This is a genomic window from Rhodoferax sp. PAMC 29310 (assembly GCF_017948265.1).
Lineage (GTDB): Bacteria > Pseudomonadota > Gammaproteobacteria > Burkholderiales > Burkholderiaceae_C > Rhodoferax.
In genome coordinates this window covers 3,953,669-3,967,080 of the sequence record NZ_CP072852.1, presented here as the reverse complement: position 1 = coordinate 3,967,080, position 13,412 = coordinate 3,953,669, and the positions used below count along the sequence as shown (strand labels likewise).

Here is a 13,412-nt window from a genome sequence, read left to right as displayed (position 1 = left end):
TGATGTCCTGAACGGTCCCTCTTTAATGCAGCGGCTGGCCCGACGCGCTGAATGTGGTCTCGCATTGCTCCAGTACGTATTTAACGCGGCCATCGGTAAACAGAAAACGGTGTTCGATGCCATAGGGCGTTCGGACTTCGAGAGACCGCGTGTAGGCTGTATCCACTGCCTCGCGGTCGTCCGGGTGAATTGTGGCCAAAAATGCCTTGTAGGTGGGTTTGAATTGCGTCTTATCAATTTCTAAGATACGGAAGGTCTCGTCCGACCAAGTCAAGTGGTTGGAACGCAAATCCAGTTCCCAACTGCCGACCTTTGCCATACGTTGAGCTTCGTTCAAGCGTCTTTCTCTTTCAATCAACGCCGTCTCGCGCATACCCAAGGTTTACAGCAGGCGATTGAAGCCGCTGATCAGTTCGCCGATTTCATTCTGGCGTGTTACCGGCAAAGGCTGTGGCGTCTGGCCAGCCTCAGTCATATGGGCCAGCTTTCTAGCGGTGTCAAACATGGGAGCAAGCTCACGCCTCAACATCCACCACGTAAAGCTTCCTGCCAGCAGCGTCAGCAGGATCGCGGCCAGCAAGATGCGTTGTTGCATCGCTCGCACCGGAGCAAATACTTCCTCGATGGGAAGACCGGAGTAAAGGTACCACTGCGCTGCCGGAATTTGCTTGAAAGACGCCAGTTGCTCTTGCCCCGTGATGTTGACGGTCATGGCATAGCCCTCAAAGCCAGCGAAAGCTCGATCCAGGCCGGGATTCACGCCGGGCGGTGGAAGGGCCATCATCACGCGAGTCTTGTCCGAGGACGCGACAATGATACGGTGCTGCACTGCGGCAATTGAAACAAGACCGTTTTGGTTGAACGAAGCCTTGGCAATCTTGTCCAGAAAATTGGGTTTATCCAGTTCGATGACACCGCCCAATGCACCAATTACCTAGCCTTGTGGATCACGAATGGGCGCCGCCATGGTGAGTACTGGCTTGTTCAGCACCTTGCCAATCACCGGCTTGCTGACTGACAATTTACCCGTCCTAAGCGCAGTGGCGACGGAATCATGGTCCATGGAATTCATGCACACTCGACCCAGAGAGGCCGGAAGGGATGCAAGCACCGTACCGTCGATCCCGGTGAAAAAACTGCCCGAGTTGAAAAGATGATGAAAGATGGCTCGGTTTTCCAGTGCTTTCTGTGTTTCCGCTGCGCCGCTCGAAAGGACTGGGCCGAGCGATTTAGCAACAACCTCAACCCCGTTCAAATAATATTGCACGTCACGATTGATCTCATCAGCCACCATGGAAGTTGTCTGGAACTGCTGCTCGCCCAATAGGCGCTGCATATCGCCCTGCAAGGTGCGGCTCACGTAGAACGAGATCGCCCAGATGCTGAATACAAAAATAGCCAGCGTGAACAGGGTCAACCGGGTTTTGATGGAGTTTGACTGAAAAAATTTTAGGTTCATTCTGGCATCCTTACCCCAAAGCAGTGCGCGTGCATCGACCTATCGAGCAGCATGTTTACTTCTTGACTTGTCATGGGAATCGATTCCGATAGCGCCTTGAAGGCTGTAGAAGAGCCGAGAGTTGCCCTTGCCCCTGGAATCCGTATCCCATAACCGAGATCATGAGTTGGCTTGCTTGGGCTGATTAGCAAGCCAGTTTTGCTCGAACCGCACCGGGCTGACGTAGGCCAGTGTCGAATGCAGTCGAGTCCGGTTATACCAAAGCATCCAAGCAATCGTTTCATCCTTTGCCTCCCGCTGAGTCTTGAACTTCTGTCCGTATAACCGTTCCACCTTCAATGATCCAAACAGCGTCTCGCTGCAGGCGTTGTCCCAACAGTTGCCGCGCCGGCTCATTGAACTGGTGATGTCGTACTCCTTGAGCACTTCCCGGAAGTCCTTGCTGGCGTACTGACTGCCGCGGTCGCTATGGAACATCAGGCCAGCCTGCTTGCCCGGATGCCGCTTGAACCATGCCATGCGCAGCGCATCAATGACGATGTCCCGCGTCATTTCCTCTCGTAACGACCAGCCCACTACTTGGCGGCTGAACAGGTCAATCACCACGGCCAGAAACAACCAGCCTTCGTCCGTGGCGATGTACGTGATGTCACCCACCCAGACCTTGTCGGGTGCTGCCACATCGAACTCCCGGTTGAGCAGGTTGGGTGAGATCGCTAGATCGTGATTGCTATCGGTGGTGACCTTGAAGCGCCGCTTTCCCTTGGCACGGATGCCGTGCAACTGCATGAGCTTTTGCACGCGCTCTTTGCCCACACGGATGCCACGGGCAAGCAGCTCCTTCCAGGTGCGTGGCCAGCCGTAGCCGCCTCGCGTCTCGGCATGGATGGCCTTGATGTGCACCAGCAAGGCGTCATCGCTCAGGTGGCGGAGCTGGGCCGGACTGGCCAGTCGCACAAAGTGTTCGTGGTACCCGGCGATGCTCACCCCCAGTACGCGGCACTGTACCGAGATCGGCCATGTGCTGCGGTGGCGCTGGATGAAGGCGTACTTCAAATCGATCCCTTTGCGAAGTACGCCGTCGCTTTTCCCAGAATGTCACGCTCCATCTTCACACGCGCCAACTCGGCCCGCAACCGGCTGATCTCCATCTGCTCGGCGCTGACCAATACCTTGCTGTCAGCTCCCTTGAGCTGGCCCTGGCGCTGCGCCTTGACCCAATTGAACAACGTCTGGTCGACCACTCCCAGCGTGCGTGCCGCGGCTGCAATGCTCTGGCCACCTTCGACCAGTCGAACTGCTTCTTGCTTGAATTCGAGCGTGTAGCGCGCTCTTGCTGTCTTCGTCATTTCCGTTCTCCTTGCGTGAATTTAAACACTCAGCAAGAGATACGTTTTTCGAGGGCAAGGTCAAGTTATTGGTTCAGGCTGGCGAAGTTTAACTGTTCATTTCAGCCATACGAAACTACGCTGAATGACCGATTTATGGTGAGCAGTTGAGAACTACGACTGGCAGGTATGTGTCTTTAAGCGCCATCCATTTCCAAATACCCAATGACCGCTTCCGCCCGCATTGCAGCCGCTCAACTGTCAGTTGGAAACAGCTGCCCCCGACCGTATTGCCAAGCCCCTGATGTGGCCCTATAAATTCGCAGGCTTTCGCCTCCTAGCTCACGCCAATAAAGCGCAGATAGCTATGTAATGGATAGCAAATCCTTAACCCGCAGCAGCGAAAAAATATCACCTCACTCGCCCCAAGGCAGCATAAGCGTGAGCAGGGACAACTTGGCGAATTCAGGTTCGAATCGGTCAATGATTTTTTGGGGGTCAGGGCACAGCGTGGCGTCACTGATGACACCAAACTGAACCCCGCCAGCGTAGCTCAGTATCGACACGCCCAAGCCCACCGAGCCGGACTGAGGCACCCAGACAAGGCTCTGCTCCAGCGTGGATCCACAAAACTTGAGCTTCTCGCGTGGCCCTGGCACATTCGTCATCACGGCCGTGGTCTTTCTGGAAAAGAGGTTCAGCATGGCATCTTGCAGCGGTTTGGCGACCAAGCCGGCCACCGCCAGAAGGCCAAAGGCCAGCAGCGGTTGCATGCTGCCTTTCATCTCGGACATGCGGCGGCGCACTTCAAACACCCGCTCCACGGGGTTGTCCAAGCCCAGCGGCAACACCACCGGGGCCAGCCCAAAGCGGTTGCCCAGTTTGTAGGCTTGATCCATGGGCCTCAGGTTGACGGGCACCATGGCCCGAACCTCTTTGCCGGCTGTTTCGTCGCCAAACGACTTCATGTACTCGCCCAAGGCACCTGCCACGCAGCTCAGCAGCACGTCATTGATGGAGCAGTTCAAGGCGCGGCCGATGGCCTTGACCTCGTCCAGGGGAATTGGCTGGCACCAAGCCACCCGTTTCGTCGCCCCGGGTACGCCTTTCAGACGGGTAGGTGAATCGTCGGGCATGAGCGCCAGGGCAGCGCCATCACGCATGAGCTGATAGGCCAGCTTGGCCAGCCCTGCTGAGCCGGCAAGGCCTTTTTCCAAGCCATGCTCAAGCCCTTTCCTCGGGTCAAGCAACAGCTCCATGGCGCCGACTACCCCGTCACCCGCTGCATCCAGCGCTTTAACTGTGACCTCGGTGAAGGGCTTGATCAAGGTGTCGGTGATCCATTCCTCCAGCCCTTCCAGGCCGTCATGTCTCTCGCCACGTTCTTGCTGCTTGGGCGGCTCTGAGCCACCATCCACCATGGACTGCGTGACGGCGATCAAGGCCAGGCCGTCGGCAATGCAATGGTGGATGCGGCACATCAACGCCGAGCCACCTTGATAGTCTTCCACCAACCGGAATTGCCACAAGGGATGCTGGATGTCCAGCGGCACCATGGCCAACTCGGCCAAGCGGTTTTGCAACGCCATTTGCTCTTGCCCTTTGGGGACGCGAGGCAAAACCTCAGCCACGACGTGGCGCTCGATCCGAAAGTCCTCGTCAGTCACCCAACTCGCGCCCGTGGCGTCCTGCTTCACTCGTTGACCAAACCGGGGAAACTTGAGTAGCCGCGACTCGATCCGATCGGAAACTTCCTTTAGTTTGAGACCCGGCTGCAATATCCACACACCCACAATCATCATCAAGTTGTGCTCACCGTCCATGCGCAACCAGGCTGTGTCCACCTTGCTCATACGTTGGGACGTTGCCGAATTGCCGGTGGCATGATCCGAAGAAGGCGGCTGCATCCGCCCACCCGGGTTTGGTGTGTGCGGGATCGATGCAGACTTCTTGGAATTGATGCGGGTAACCATGGCAACTAAGCTCTCTTGGGGAATATTCTCTATTCTGTAAGCAAAACGGCCCGTAAGATACAGCGCACTTACCCCATGTGTGTGGTTTAGTACTTTATTTGGAGAAAAAACATGTCAGATTTGCAAGCCCAATTTGAAGCCGCCGTCGCCAACTCAAAAAACCTGACTGAGCGCCCTGACAACATGACCTTGCTCAAGTTGTACGCCCTCTACAAACAAGGCAGCACCGGTGACAACGCCGACAAGAAGCCTGGCTTCAGCGACATGGTCGGCCGCGCCAAGTGGGATGCATGGAACGGCCTGAAAGGCACCAGCAACGCCGATGCGATGCAGCAGTATGTGGATTTGATTGAGTCGCTGAGCTAAAGCGTCCCCGCTCGACAACTACTTCTTCTTGGCTGCGCGCTTCGCCGGCGGCTGAGGTTGAAGGAGCTCATCGAGGTTCTTGACGATTTCACTCTCAATCGTCGATTTGAAAGAACCCAGCAAAAATCCCAGTTTTGCGTTCAGCTCGAAGCGGTCCTTGGTCACGACCAAGGTGCCGTTGACTCCCGAGCGGGTGAAACACACCTCGTCTTCGGCCGCACCTTCCTCGTAAGTACAGGCCATGCCAAACTCCTTTTCCGCATGTTCGGCCCACTGAAAGGCGATTTTTCTTGCGCCCTTTAATCCAAGTTCATGGTCGCGCAAGATGTGAAGATCAGCCACGGGAATACTCCGGAGATAGGTTTTTCAAAAAATCGGTTCGCTCTTGAATCGGCAGTTCTGCCAATCGTTTGACCGCCTCATAGAACCGGGGCCAGTCCCGGCCCTCCCGTTCAAACAACGCCTCGAAACCAGGCACCAAGTCATCATAGGCGGCCTGAGCGCCAAAGGCGGCGTTGTTGGCCCCTGCTACCCAGGCGTCGTAGCCGTTATATCCATTCCAGGTCGCCTTGAGTCGCTGGTAGTCCGACCTGAACTCTGAAATTGCTTCGTTTTTCATAGCAGTCACAGCAGTTGGGTCAAACGCCACAGCCTGATTTTTCTCATAAATCTCTTCCAGCTTGTGCCGGGTGCCCAAAGACAAGTCCCGAAACTGCTGACGCCGCGCATCAAAGGCCTCGTACTGCTGGCGGGCCATCGGCGTCCCCTCAATGGCCAGCCACCGCAATCCACCGAGGCGTTCAACCGCTGTGGCAAACGACTCATTGAACACCGTGTCGTCTTTGACGTAAAGCACCTGGTGCGCCAACTCGTGAATTATCATGCGGGCCAACTCGCCGTCCGGGTATTGAATGAAGGTGTTGAGCAGCGGGTCGCCGCCCGCCCAATTTAGCCAACCCAGGGTGGAATAAGCAGGCACGCCATACACACGGACTTCCAGCCCCTGCAGGCGCAGCGCGGCAGCTTCGGCCTGGGCATCTGCTTCAGCGTAGTACCCACGGTAAGCCACGCACCCCACCACAGGAAAGCACCAGGTGTGCAGCGTCAACGAAAATTCCGGCGCCGCCACGACATTCCAGACCACGGCGCGGCGGTGCAAATCTGCAAAACGCCGGTAATTCTCGTTGTCAGGCAAGTGGAGTTCGGTGACTGAGAATTGCCGAATTTTCTGGGACAGTTTAAGCCGTTGCTTCAGCGCGGGTGAGGCTTGGTCGTCTGACAGCCACTGTGACACAGGTCGGGCCGCCTGCATCACCTTCACATGCCCGCTGACCGATTGAAAATAGTAACGCCCGTCTGCACAGCCGACGCTGAAACCCAGCACTGCCAAGGTCGCGATGGCGCCCGCCCGCCAACGCCAGCGACAGGCAGATCGATTTATGTGCTTAGCGGGTGTAGCATTGAAACGAGCAATCACAACAGGACCACCATGCTTTTCAAATTCAAATCTAAAAATACCGGCGACATTATCATGCTGCCAACCCACGCTCAACAGATTCTGGCCATTCTCGGACGGGACTCAGAGAGCGTTGCGTCCGGCAAAGGCATTGTGCAGGCGGAACAAATTCCAGCAGCCCTGGTGGCGCTGCAGGAGGCCATTGCGGTGGAAGAGACCGCCAGAGATGCGGCCATTGCTGAGGCCTTGGCCAACAACGAGCCCACTCCCGTCTTCGCCGAGGTGTCACTGCGCCAACGTGCGCAACCCTTCATGGAAATGTTGCGCCGCTGTGAAACTGACGGAGACGATGTCGTCTGGGGCGTTTAAGACAAGCTTAGCCCTGAGTTGGCAAGATCACGCGTAGCTGCGTGCGTCCTCAATGACCTTTCCATCATTGGGCAAGCTGCCGACCGGGACCAACTCAACCGTCCCCCGCAACTTGGTGACTTCACGAATGGCATCACCCAGCTTGCCAGCCAGATCATCTGGCCCACTGCAGGCGGTTTCCACTTTGAGGGTCATGGCGTCATTGGCCATCTCGCCGCTGACCACCAATCGAGCGCGAGCCACCTCAGGGAAGCGACGAACAATATCCGCCACCTGACTGGGGTGCACAAACATGCCGCGCACCTTGGTGGTTTGATCGGCCCGACCCATCCATCCTTTGATGCGCGTGTTGGTCCGCCCTGTGGGGCAGGGCCCGGCCATGATGGCCGACAAATCACCGGTGCCAAAGCGAATCAGCGGATACGTGGGGTTGAGGGTGGTCACGACGACCTCTCCCACCTCACCCGGGGCGACGGGGTCACCGGTGCCGGGTCGCACGATTTCAATGATCACGCCTTCGTCAATGATTAGGCCCTCGCGCGCCGAGGTTTCGTATGCAATTAACCCCAAGTCGGCAGTGGCGTAGCACTGGTAGCCATCAATGCCGCGCGCCAGGAACCAGTCGCGCAGTGAGGGCGGAAAAGCCTCGCCGCCAAACATGGCTTTTTTCACGCTGGGCAAGGCCACACCGAGGTCGGCGGCTTTCTCGACAATGATCTTCAGGAAACTAGGGGTCCCAATGTAGCCGGCGGGCTGCAACTCGGCCATGGCCTGCACCTGTTGCTCAGTCTGCCCAGTACCAGCTGGAAAAACCGTGCACCCCATGGCATGCGCACCGGACTCCATCATGGAGCCGGCCGGCACAAAGTGATAACTGAAGGCGTTGTGAATTAGTTCCTGCGCCCGAAAACCGGAGGCATGCATGGCACGAGCCATACGCCAGTAGTCAGGGGCGGCACCTTCGGGTTCGTAAATCGGCCCAGGGCTGGCAAACATGCGAGGCATCGTGGCACCAAAGCCCACGGCGCTGAAGCCGCCGAACACATTCCCGCCCGCGCTACGGCTGGCTTTTTGCAGCTCCAGCAACTCGTGCTTGCGCGTCACCGGCAAGCGGGCCAAGGCCTCACGGCTGGTCACAGTGGTCGGGTCCACGTCCTCCAAAATCGTGGCAAATGCGGGTGATGATCGCTTGGCGTGTGCCACGCGTTCGGGCAGAGCAGCCAACAGCGCCGCTTCGCGTTCAGCAGGAGCGCGGGTTTCCAGCGCGTCGTAAAAATTGTGCGTCATGTGTGAACTCCTTACGCCAACCACCGCTTGCGGCGCTTGTAGCTCTTGACATCCTTGAAGCTCTTGCGCTCGCCGCCGCCCATGCCCAGATAAAACTCTTTCACGTCTTCGTTGTTGGCGAGATCGCTGGCCAGGCCGTCCATCACCACCCGGCCGGACTCCATGATGTAGCCATAGTCTGCGTACTTGAGCGCCATGTTGGTGTTCTGCTCGGCAATCAGGAAGGTCACTTTTTCCTTTTGATTGAGGTCTTTCACGATCTCAAACACCTCTTCCACAATCTGCGGCGCCAGTCCCATGGAGGGTTCATCCAGCAGCACCATGCTCGGGTTAGCCATGAGTGCGCGCCCAATGGCACACATCTGCTGTTCGCCACCCGACGTGTAAGCGGCTTGGCTGCTGCGCCGCGTCTTGAGGCGCGGGAAGTAGGTGTACACCTTGTCCAGGTTCCGTGCAATTTCGGCCTTGTCGCTGCGCGTGTAGGAGCCAGTCAAGAGGTTTTCCTCAATGGTCAGGTGGGCAAAGCAATGACGCCCTTCCATCACCTGAACCACGCCGCGGCGCACGAGGTCAGCCGGAGACAGGTTTTCAATGCGCTCACCCCGCAGCTCGATGGAACCCTTTGTGACCTCACCGCGCTCGCCTTTGAGTAAGTTGGAAATGGCCCTCAGGGTGGTGGTCTTGCCCGCCCCGTTGCCGCCCAAAATGGCCGCGATCTTGCCCTCCGGCACATTCAGGGAAACACCCTTCAGGACCAGAATGACGTGGTTGTAAATGACTTCAATGCCATTGACGTTGAGAACGATATTCGGTGTGCTCATTTATGAATCCGTGTAGTTTGGTTGAGACCAACTGAAAGGCCAGTTGCCATGCCTTTCAGTTGGCGACTTGGGCAAGTCGCCAACCGCAGTCCCCTGCATTAAGCGGGGGACTGGGCCTGATCAGGACTGGCAGTCCGCAGGCGTCCGGCGTGTCAGCTTCTTCTCGGCGGCGTACTTGTCAGCAGACGCCTTAACCAGCGGCCTAATCACTTGGTCGTCAGCCTGCAACCAGTCCGACGCCCAGACGAATTTGCTGCCGTCCCAAGTATGAACACGAGTCCAAGCCGAACCCATGTGGTCAGCGCAGCTGGTAGAGACCGGACGCATCACGCCCTTAAAACCCAGCGCGTCAAGCTTGGCCTGGGTCAGATTCAGGTTTTCATAGCCCCAACGGGCCTGCTCCCCATTCATGACCTTGCCTTTGCCAAAGCGCTCCTGGGCGGCACGAACGCCTTCAGTGGCCAACATGGCGCCCACCACACCGCGCATATACAACACGCTGCCAACCTCATCCTTGGGGCCAGCGCCTTCGCCTTTGGAATGCACTTTATCCATGATGTCCTTCACCACAGCGGACTGAGGCTCAGCACCATGTTGCATCATCACCGCGCTGTAGCCCTTGGCACCTTCACCCACATCTTTCAGATCAGGCTCGGCGCCCGACCACCACGTGCCAAACATTTTTTCACGAGAGTAGCCGACCGCCTGGGCTTCCTTGATAGCGGTGCCGGTCATGACACCCCAAGTCTGGAGAATCATGTAGTCAGGCTGTTCACGACGTACCTGCAACCAGGTGGCTTTTTGCTCCACGCCAGGCGCAGCCACGGGGAGCAACTGGAGGGTAAAGCCATACTGGGCTGCGCGCTCTTGCAGAATGGGCAACAGCTCCTTGCCAAACGGGCTGTCGTGGTAGGCCACGCCAATTTTCTTGCCCTTGAGCTTATCCATTCCACCGGCCTTCTTGCCAATGTGCTGTAGCACAGTGTCGCCGGCCACCCAGTAGTGACCAATCAATGGAAAGTTCCATTTGAAGATACCGCCATCTGCCGAGTCACTTCGACCATAGCCGGAGGTGATCAGGGAAATTTTGTCAGCTGCGACCTTTTCAGTCAGCGCAAAAGTTATACCTGTGGACAGGGGCTGAAACACGGTAGCTCCACCGTTTTTGTTTTTCAGACGCTCATAGCACTCCACACCGCGGTCGGTGGCGTAACCGGTTTCACACTCTTCCACCAGAGTTTTGACGCCGTTGATACCACCGCGGGCATTCACCAGCTTCATGTAGTCGTTGTGGCCGTTGGCCCAGGGGGTTGCATTGGGCGCGACCGGACCGGTTCGCCCGGAAAGCACCGGGAAAAACTGCTCTTTGGCTTGCGCGAAAGCGCCGGCGCTAGCTGAGGCCACCAAACCGGCCAGAACAATATGACGAATTTTCATGAAAGTCTCCTAAAGATCGGCATTGAAATGCCTGTGGTTAACGAACGAAAAATCAAAGCATCGAGGGTCTGAAACTCAATGAGGAAAAGGCCAGAGACGCAACTTTTGCTTGCCTATGCTCCACAGCTTGGCGAGCCCGTGCGGCTCCACAATCAGGAACCAGACGATCAGTGCACCGAAAATCATGACCTCGGTGTGGGCCACTAAGGCGGTCGAAATATCCAACCCGAACAGGCTGCCCAAAGCCGGCAGCGCCTGATTCAGGAAAATGGGCAGCACCACGATAAAGGCGGCGCCAAAGAAGCTGCCCATAATGGAACCCATGCCTCCAATGATGACCATGAAGAGCAGTTGGAATGAGCGATCCACCGAGAAGGCAGCAGGCTCCCAAGAGCCCAGGTGGATGAAGCCCCACAGGGCCCCGGCCACGCCGACAATGAACGAGCTGACGGCGAAGGCGCTGAGTTTGGCGTACATGGGGCGAATACCAATCACGGCAGCGGCCACGTCCATGTCCCGAATGGCCATCCATTCACGACCAATGGCGCCGCGCACCAGATTTTTGGCAAGCACCCCAAAGACCACCAACACACCCAGGCAGAACAGGTATTTGCTAATAGGCGACTCAATCGACCAACCCAGCACACTCAGATCAGACACAGCGACCGAGCCGGACGAGCTGTTGTTGCTGAACCATCCGATTCGCAAAAATACCCAATCGCAGAAGAACTGTGCCGCCAATGTCGCCACGGCCAGGTACAGCCCCTTGACGCGCAGGCTGGGGATGCCGAAAAACAAGCCCACCAGTGTGGCAAAGAAGCCCCCTGAGAGCAAGGCCACAATCAATGGCATACCCTCGATTCGCACATAGGTGTTGTAGGCGGCATAAGCCCCGACGGCCATGAAAGCGCCAGATCCGAGTGAGATTTGCCCGCAAAATCCCACCAAGATATTCACCCCCAACGCGGCCAAAGACAAGATGAGAAAGGGAATAAAGATGGCCCGCAGCAGGTATTCGTCAGCCAACAGGGGCACGGCAATGACGGCAAAAGCCAACAGGGCCAGCACACCCCAGCGGTCTTGGGCAATCGGGAAGATTTGGCTGTCGGCCCGGTAAGAGGTCTTGAACTGGCCGTTTTCTCTGTAAAACATGGTATTTTTCTTTCAGTGGGTATCGGCTTAAACGCGATCGATGATCTTTTCGCCGAACAAGCCCTGAGGACGGAACATCAGGAAGGCCAGTGCCAGCACATAGGCAAACCAAATCTCAATGCCACCGCCCACATAGGGGCCCAAAAACACTTCAGACAGCTTCTCACCCACACCGATGATCAGTCCGCCAATGATGGCGCCGGGAACAGAGGTCAACCCCCCCAGAATCACCACTGGCAAGGCCCGCAAGGCCACGGTGGTCAGCGAAAACTGTACGCCCAACTTGCTGCCCCAAATCATGCCGGCCACCAACGCCACCACGCCGGCCACGCACCAGACAATGACCCAGATGCGGTTCAATGGAATACCGATGCTCTGAGCGGCCTGATGGTCATCGGCTACCGCCCGTAAAGCGCGCCCGGTGATCGTTTTCTGGAAAAAAATACTGAGCAAGCCCACCAGCACAGCGGCAATCAGGGCCGCGTACAGGTCTTCCTTGTTGATCAGCAGGCCACCCTCAAACACGCCGGGCAACACAAAAATCGGCTCCTTAGGCATGCCAATGTCGATGCTGTAAATGGCGCTTCCGAAGATGGTTTGGCCCAACCCGTCCAGGAAATAACCAATACCCAAGGTCGCCATCAGCAAGGTGGTGCCTTCCTGATTGACCAAGTGACGTAATACCAGTCGTTCAATCAACCAGGCCACCACAAACATGACCACGCCGGCCGCCAGAAAGGCTAGCACGTTTGCTAGGAACAGGCTCTCAATACCCGTGATGGCGGGGATCCACTCCGCGAAACGGGCCATTGCCAAAGCGGCAAACAACACCATGGCGCCCTGTGAGAAATTGAACACGCCTGATGCTTTGTAAATCAGTACAAAACCCAGCGCGACCAAGGAATACAACATGCCGGCCATCAAGCCGCCCAGCAGTGTTTCAAGAAAAAATGCCATTTTTTGATCTCCTGCTGCTTCAGTGACTGGTGCCCAAATAGGCACTGATCACGTCTTCGTTATTGCGTACTTCGTCTGGTGTGCCGTCGCCAATTTTTTTGCCGTAATCCAGCACCACCACCCGGTCCGAAATGTCCATCACCACGCCCATGTCGTGTTCAATCAGCACGATGGTGGTTCCAAACTCTTCGTTCACGTCAAGCACAAAGCGGCACATGTCCTGCTTTTCTTCCACGTTCATGCCAGCCATGGGCTCATCAAGCAACAAAACCTGTGGCTCCATGGCCAAAGCACGCCCGAGGTCCACCCGCTTTTGCAGGCCGTAAGGCAACTGACCGACCGGCGTCTTGCGAAAAGCCTGAATTTCCAGGAAATCAATGATGTGCTCGACTTTTTCGCGGTGCATTTCTTCTTCACGTTGCGCGGGGCCAATGCGCAAGGCCTGCAAAAAAATATTGCTTTTGATCTTGAGGTTGCGCCCGGTCATGATGTTGTCAATCACACTCATGCCCTTGAACAAGGCCAAGTTCTGGAACGTGCGTCCAATGCCCATGGTGGCCACCTGGTGGCTGTCCATGTGGCTGAAGGTTTGACCGCGAAAGGTGATGTTGCCCTGCTGCGGTGTGTAGACCCCGTTGATGCAGTTCAACATGGAGCTTTTTCCGGCGCCGTTGGGTCCGATGATGGCGCGCACCTCATGTTCGCGCACATCAAACGAAATATCGGTCAGCGCGTTGACGCCGCCAAAGCTGAGGGAGATGTTCTTGACGTCAAGAATGACGTCGCCAATTTGTTTTGTCGCCATGT

The 13,412-nt window shown here is 56.7% G+C and carries 15 protein-coding genes; 2 read left to right on the top strand and 13 right to left on the bottom strand.

The annotated features are described in order from the left end of the window. Positions 1-22: 22 nt before the first annotated feature. From J8G15_RS18425 to J8G15_RS18405, 5 genes are all read right to left on the bottom strand, one after another. Positions 23-337 carry a PAS domain-containing protein gene (locus tag J8G15_RS18425; RefSeq protein WP_210544051.1) on the bottom strand — a complete coding sequence of 105 codons (315 nt, stop codon included), beginning with the start codon at positions 335-337 and terminating at the stop codon, positions 23-25. 45 nt (positions 338-382) lie between these two features. Next, entirely contained in the window at positions 383-922 is a 540-nt protein-coding gene (locus J8G15_RS18420; RefSeq protein ID WP_210544049.1) for a HAMP domain-containing protein, read from the bottom strand. A 12-nt stretch (positions 923-934) separates the two neighbouring features. Further along, positions 935-1,417 (bottom strand): PDC sensor domain-containing protein, encoded by a 483-nt coding sequence (locus J8G15_RS18415; protein ID WP_210544047.1) that lies wholly within the window; start codon positions 1,415-1,417, stop codon positions 935-937. A 201-nt stretch (positions 1,418-1,618) separates the two neighbouring features. Next, positions 1,619-2,808 (bottom strand): IS3 family transposase gene (locus tag J8G15_RS18410; protein ID WP_210542005.1). Its coding sequence is split into 2 segments (ribosomal slippage): positions 1,619-2,550 and positions 2,550-2,808, totalling 1,191 coding nucleotides; the frame shifts between segments, so codons are not numbered across the junction. Between the two features lie 395 nt (positions 2,809-3,203). Then, complete coding sequence (locus tag J8G15_RS18405) at positions 3,204-4,760, bottom strand: wax ester/triacylglycerol synthase family O-acyltransferase (protein WP_210544046.1); 1,557 nt, start codon at positions 4,758-4,760, stop codon at positions 3,204-3,206. A 111-nt stretch (positions 4,761-4,871) separates the two neighbouring features. Between J8G15_RS18405 and J8G15_RS18400 the strand changes: the two genes are divergently transcribed. Then, on the top strand, positions 4,872-5,126 hold the full coding sequence (locus J8G15_RS18400) for an acyl-CoA-binding protein (RefSeq protein WP_210544044.1): 255 nt from the start codon (positions 4,872-4,874) through the stop codon (positions 5,124-5,126). Between the two features lie 18 nt (positions 5,127-5,144). Here J8G15_RS18400 and J8G15_RS18395 read toward each other — a convergent pair whose 3' ends face one another. Together J8G15_RS18395 and J8G15_RS18390 are read right to left on the bottom strand one after the other, a co-directional pair. Next, positions 5,145-5,468, bottom strand: a complete 324-nt coding sequence (locus J8G15_RS18395; RefSeq protein WP_210544043.1) for a polyhydroxyalkanoic acid system family protein — start codon at positions 5,466-5,468, stop codon at positions 5,145-5,147. Then, positions 5,461-6,567 carry an aminopeptidase gene (locus tag J8G15_RS18390; protein ID WP_210547656.1) on the bottom strand — a complete coding sequence of 369 codons (1,107 nt, stop codon included), beginning with the start codon at positions 6,565-6,567 and terminating at the stop codon, positions 5,461-5,463. Before J8G15_RS18390 ends, J8G15_RS18395 begins: the two co-directional genes overlap by 8 nt. A gap of 48 nt (positions 6,568-6,615) precedes the next feature. Here J8G15_RS18390 and J8G15_RS18385 point away from each other — a divergent pair, with 48 nt between their 5' ends. Beyond that, positions 6,616-6,951 carry a DUF1840 domain-containing protein gene (locus J8G15_RS18385; protein ID WP_210544041.1) on the top strand — a complete coding sequence of 112 codons (336 nt, stop codon included), beginning with the start codon at positions 6,616-6,618 and terminating at the stop codon, positions 6,949-6,951. A gap of 27 nt (positions 6,952-6,978) precedes the next feature. Here J8G15_RS18385 and J8G15_RS18380 read toward each other — a convergent pair whose 3' ends face one another. The 6 genes from J8G15_RS18380 to J8G15_RS18355 form a co-directional block, all read right to left on the bottom strand. After that, a complete protein-coding gene (locus J8G15_RS18380) occupies positions 6,979-8,238 on the bottom strand; it encodes a phenylacetate--CoA ligase family protein (protein WP_210544040.1) in 1,260 nt (419 codons plus the stop codon). 11 nt (positions 8,239-8,249) lie between these two features. After that, the gene (locus J8G15_RS18375; RefSeq protein ID WP_210544038.1) at positions 8,250-9,059 is read right to left on the bottom strand and encodes an ABC transporter ATP-binding protein; all 810 of its coding nucleotides are present in this window, start codon (positions 9,057-9,059) and stop codon (positions 8,250-8,252) included. Between the two features lie 120 nt (positions 9,060-9,179). Continuing rightward, entirely contained in the window at positions 9,180-10,496 is a 1,317-nt protein-coding gene (locus tag J8G15_RS18370) for an ABC transporter substrate-binding protein (RefSeq protein WP_210544035.1), read from the bottom strand. Positions 10,497-10,571: 75 nt separating this feature from the next. After that, positions 10,572-11,648 (bottom strand): branched-chain amino acid ABC transporter permease, encoded by a 1,077-nt coding sequence (locus tag J8G15_RS18365; protein ID WP_210544033.1) that lies wholly within the window; start codon positions 11,646-11,648, stop codon positions 10,572-10,574. Positions 11,649-11,675: 27 nt separating this feature from the next. Further along, positions 11,676-12,605: a branched-chain amino acid ABC transporter permease gene (locus tag J8G15_RS18360; protein WP_210544030.1), complete on the bottom strand. Its 930-nt coding sequence runs from the start codon at positions 12,603-12,605 to the stop codon at positions 11,676-11,678. A gap of 19 nt (positions 12,606-12,624) precedes the next feature. After that, complete coding sequence (locus J8G15_RS18355) at positions 12,625-13,410, bottom strand: ABC transporter ATP-binding protein (protein ID WP_210544029.1); 786 nt, start codon at positions 13,408-13,410, stop codon at positions 12,625-12,627. Positions 13,411-13,412: the final 2 nt, after the last annotated feature.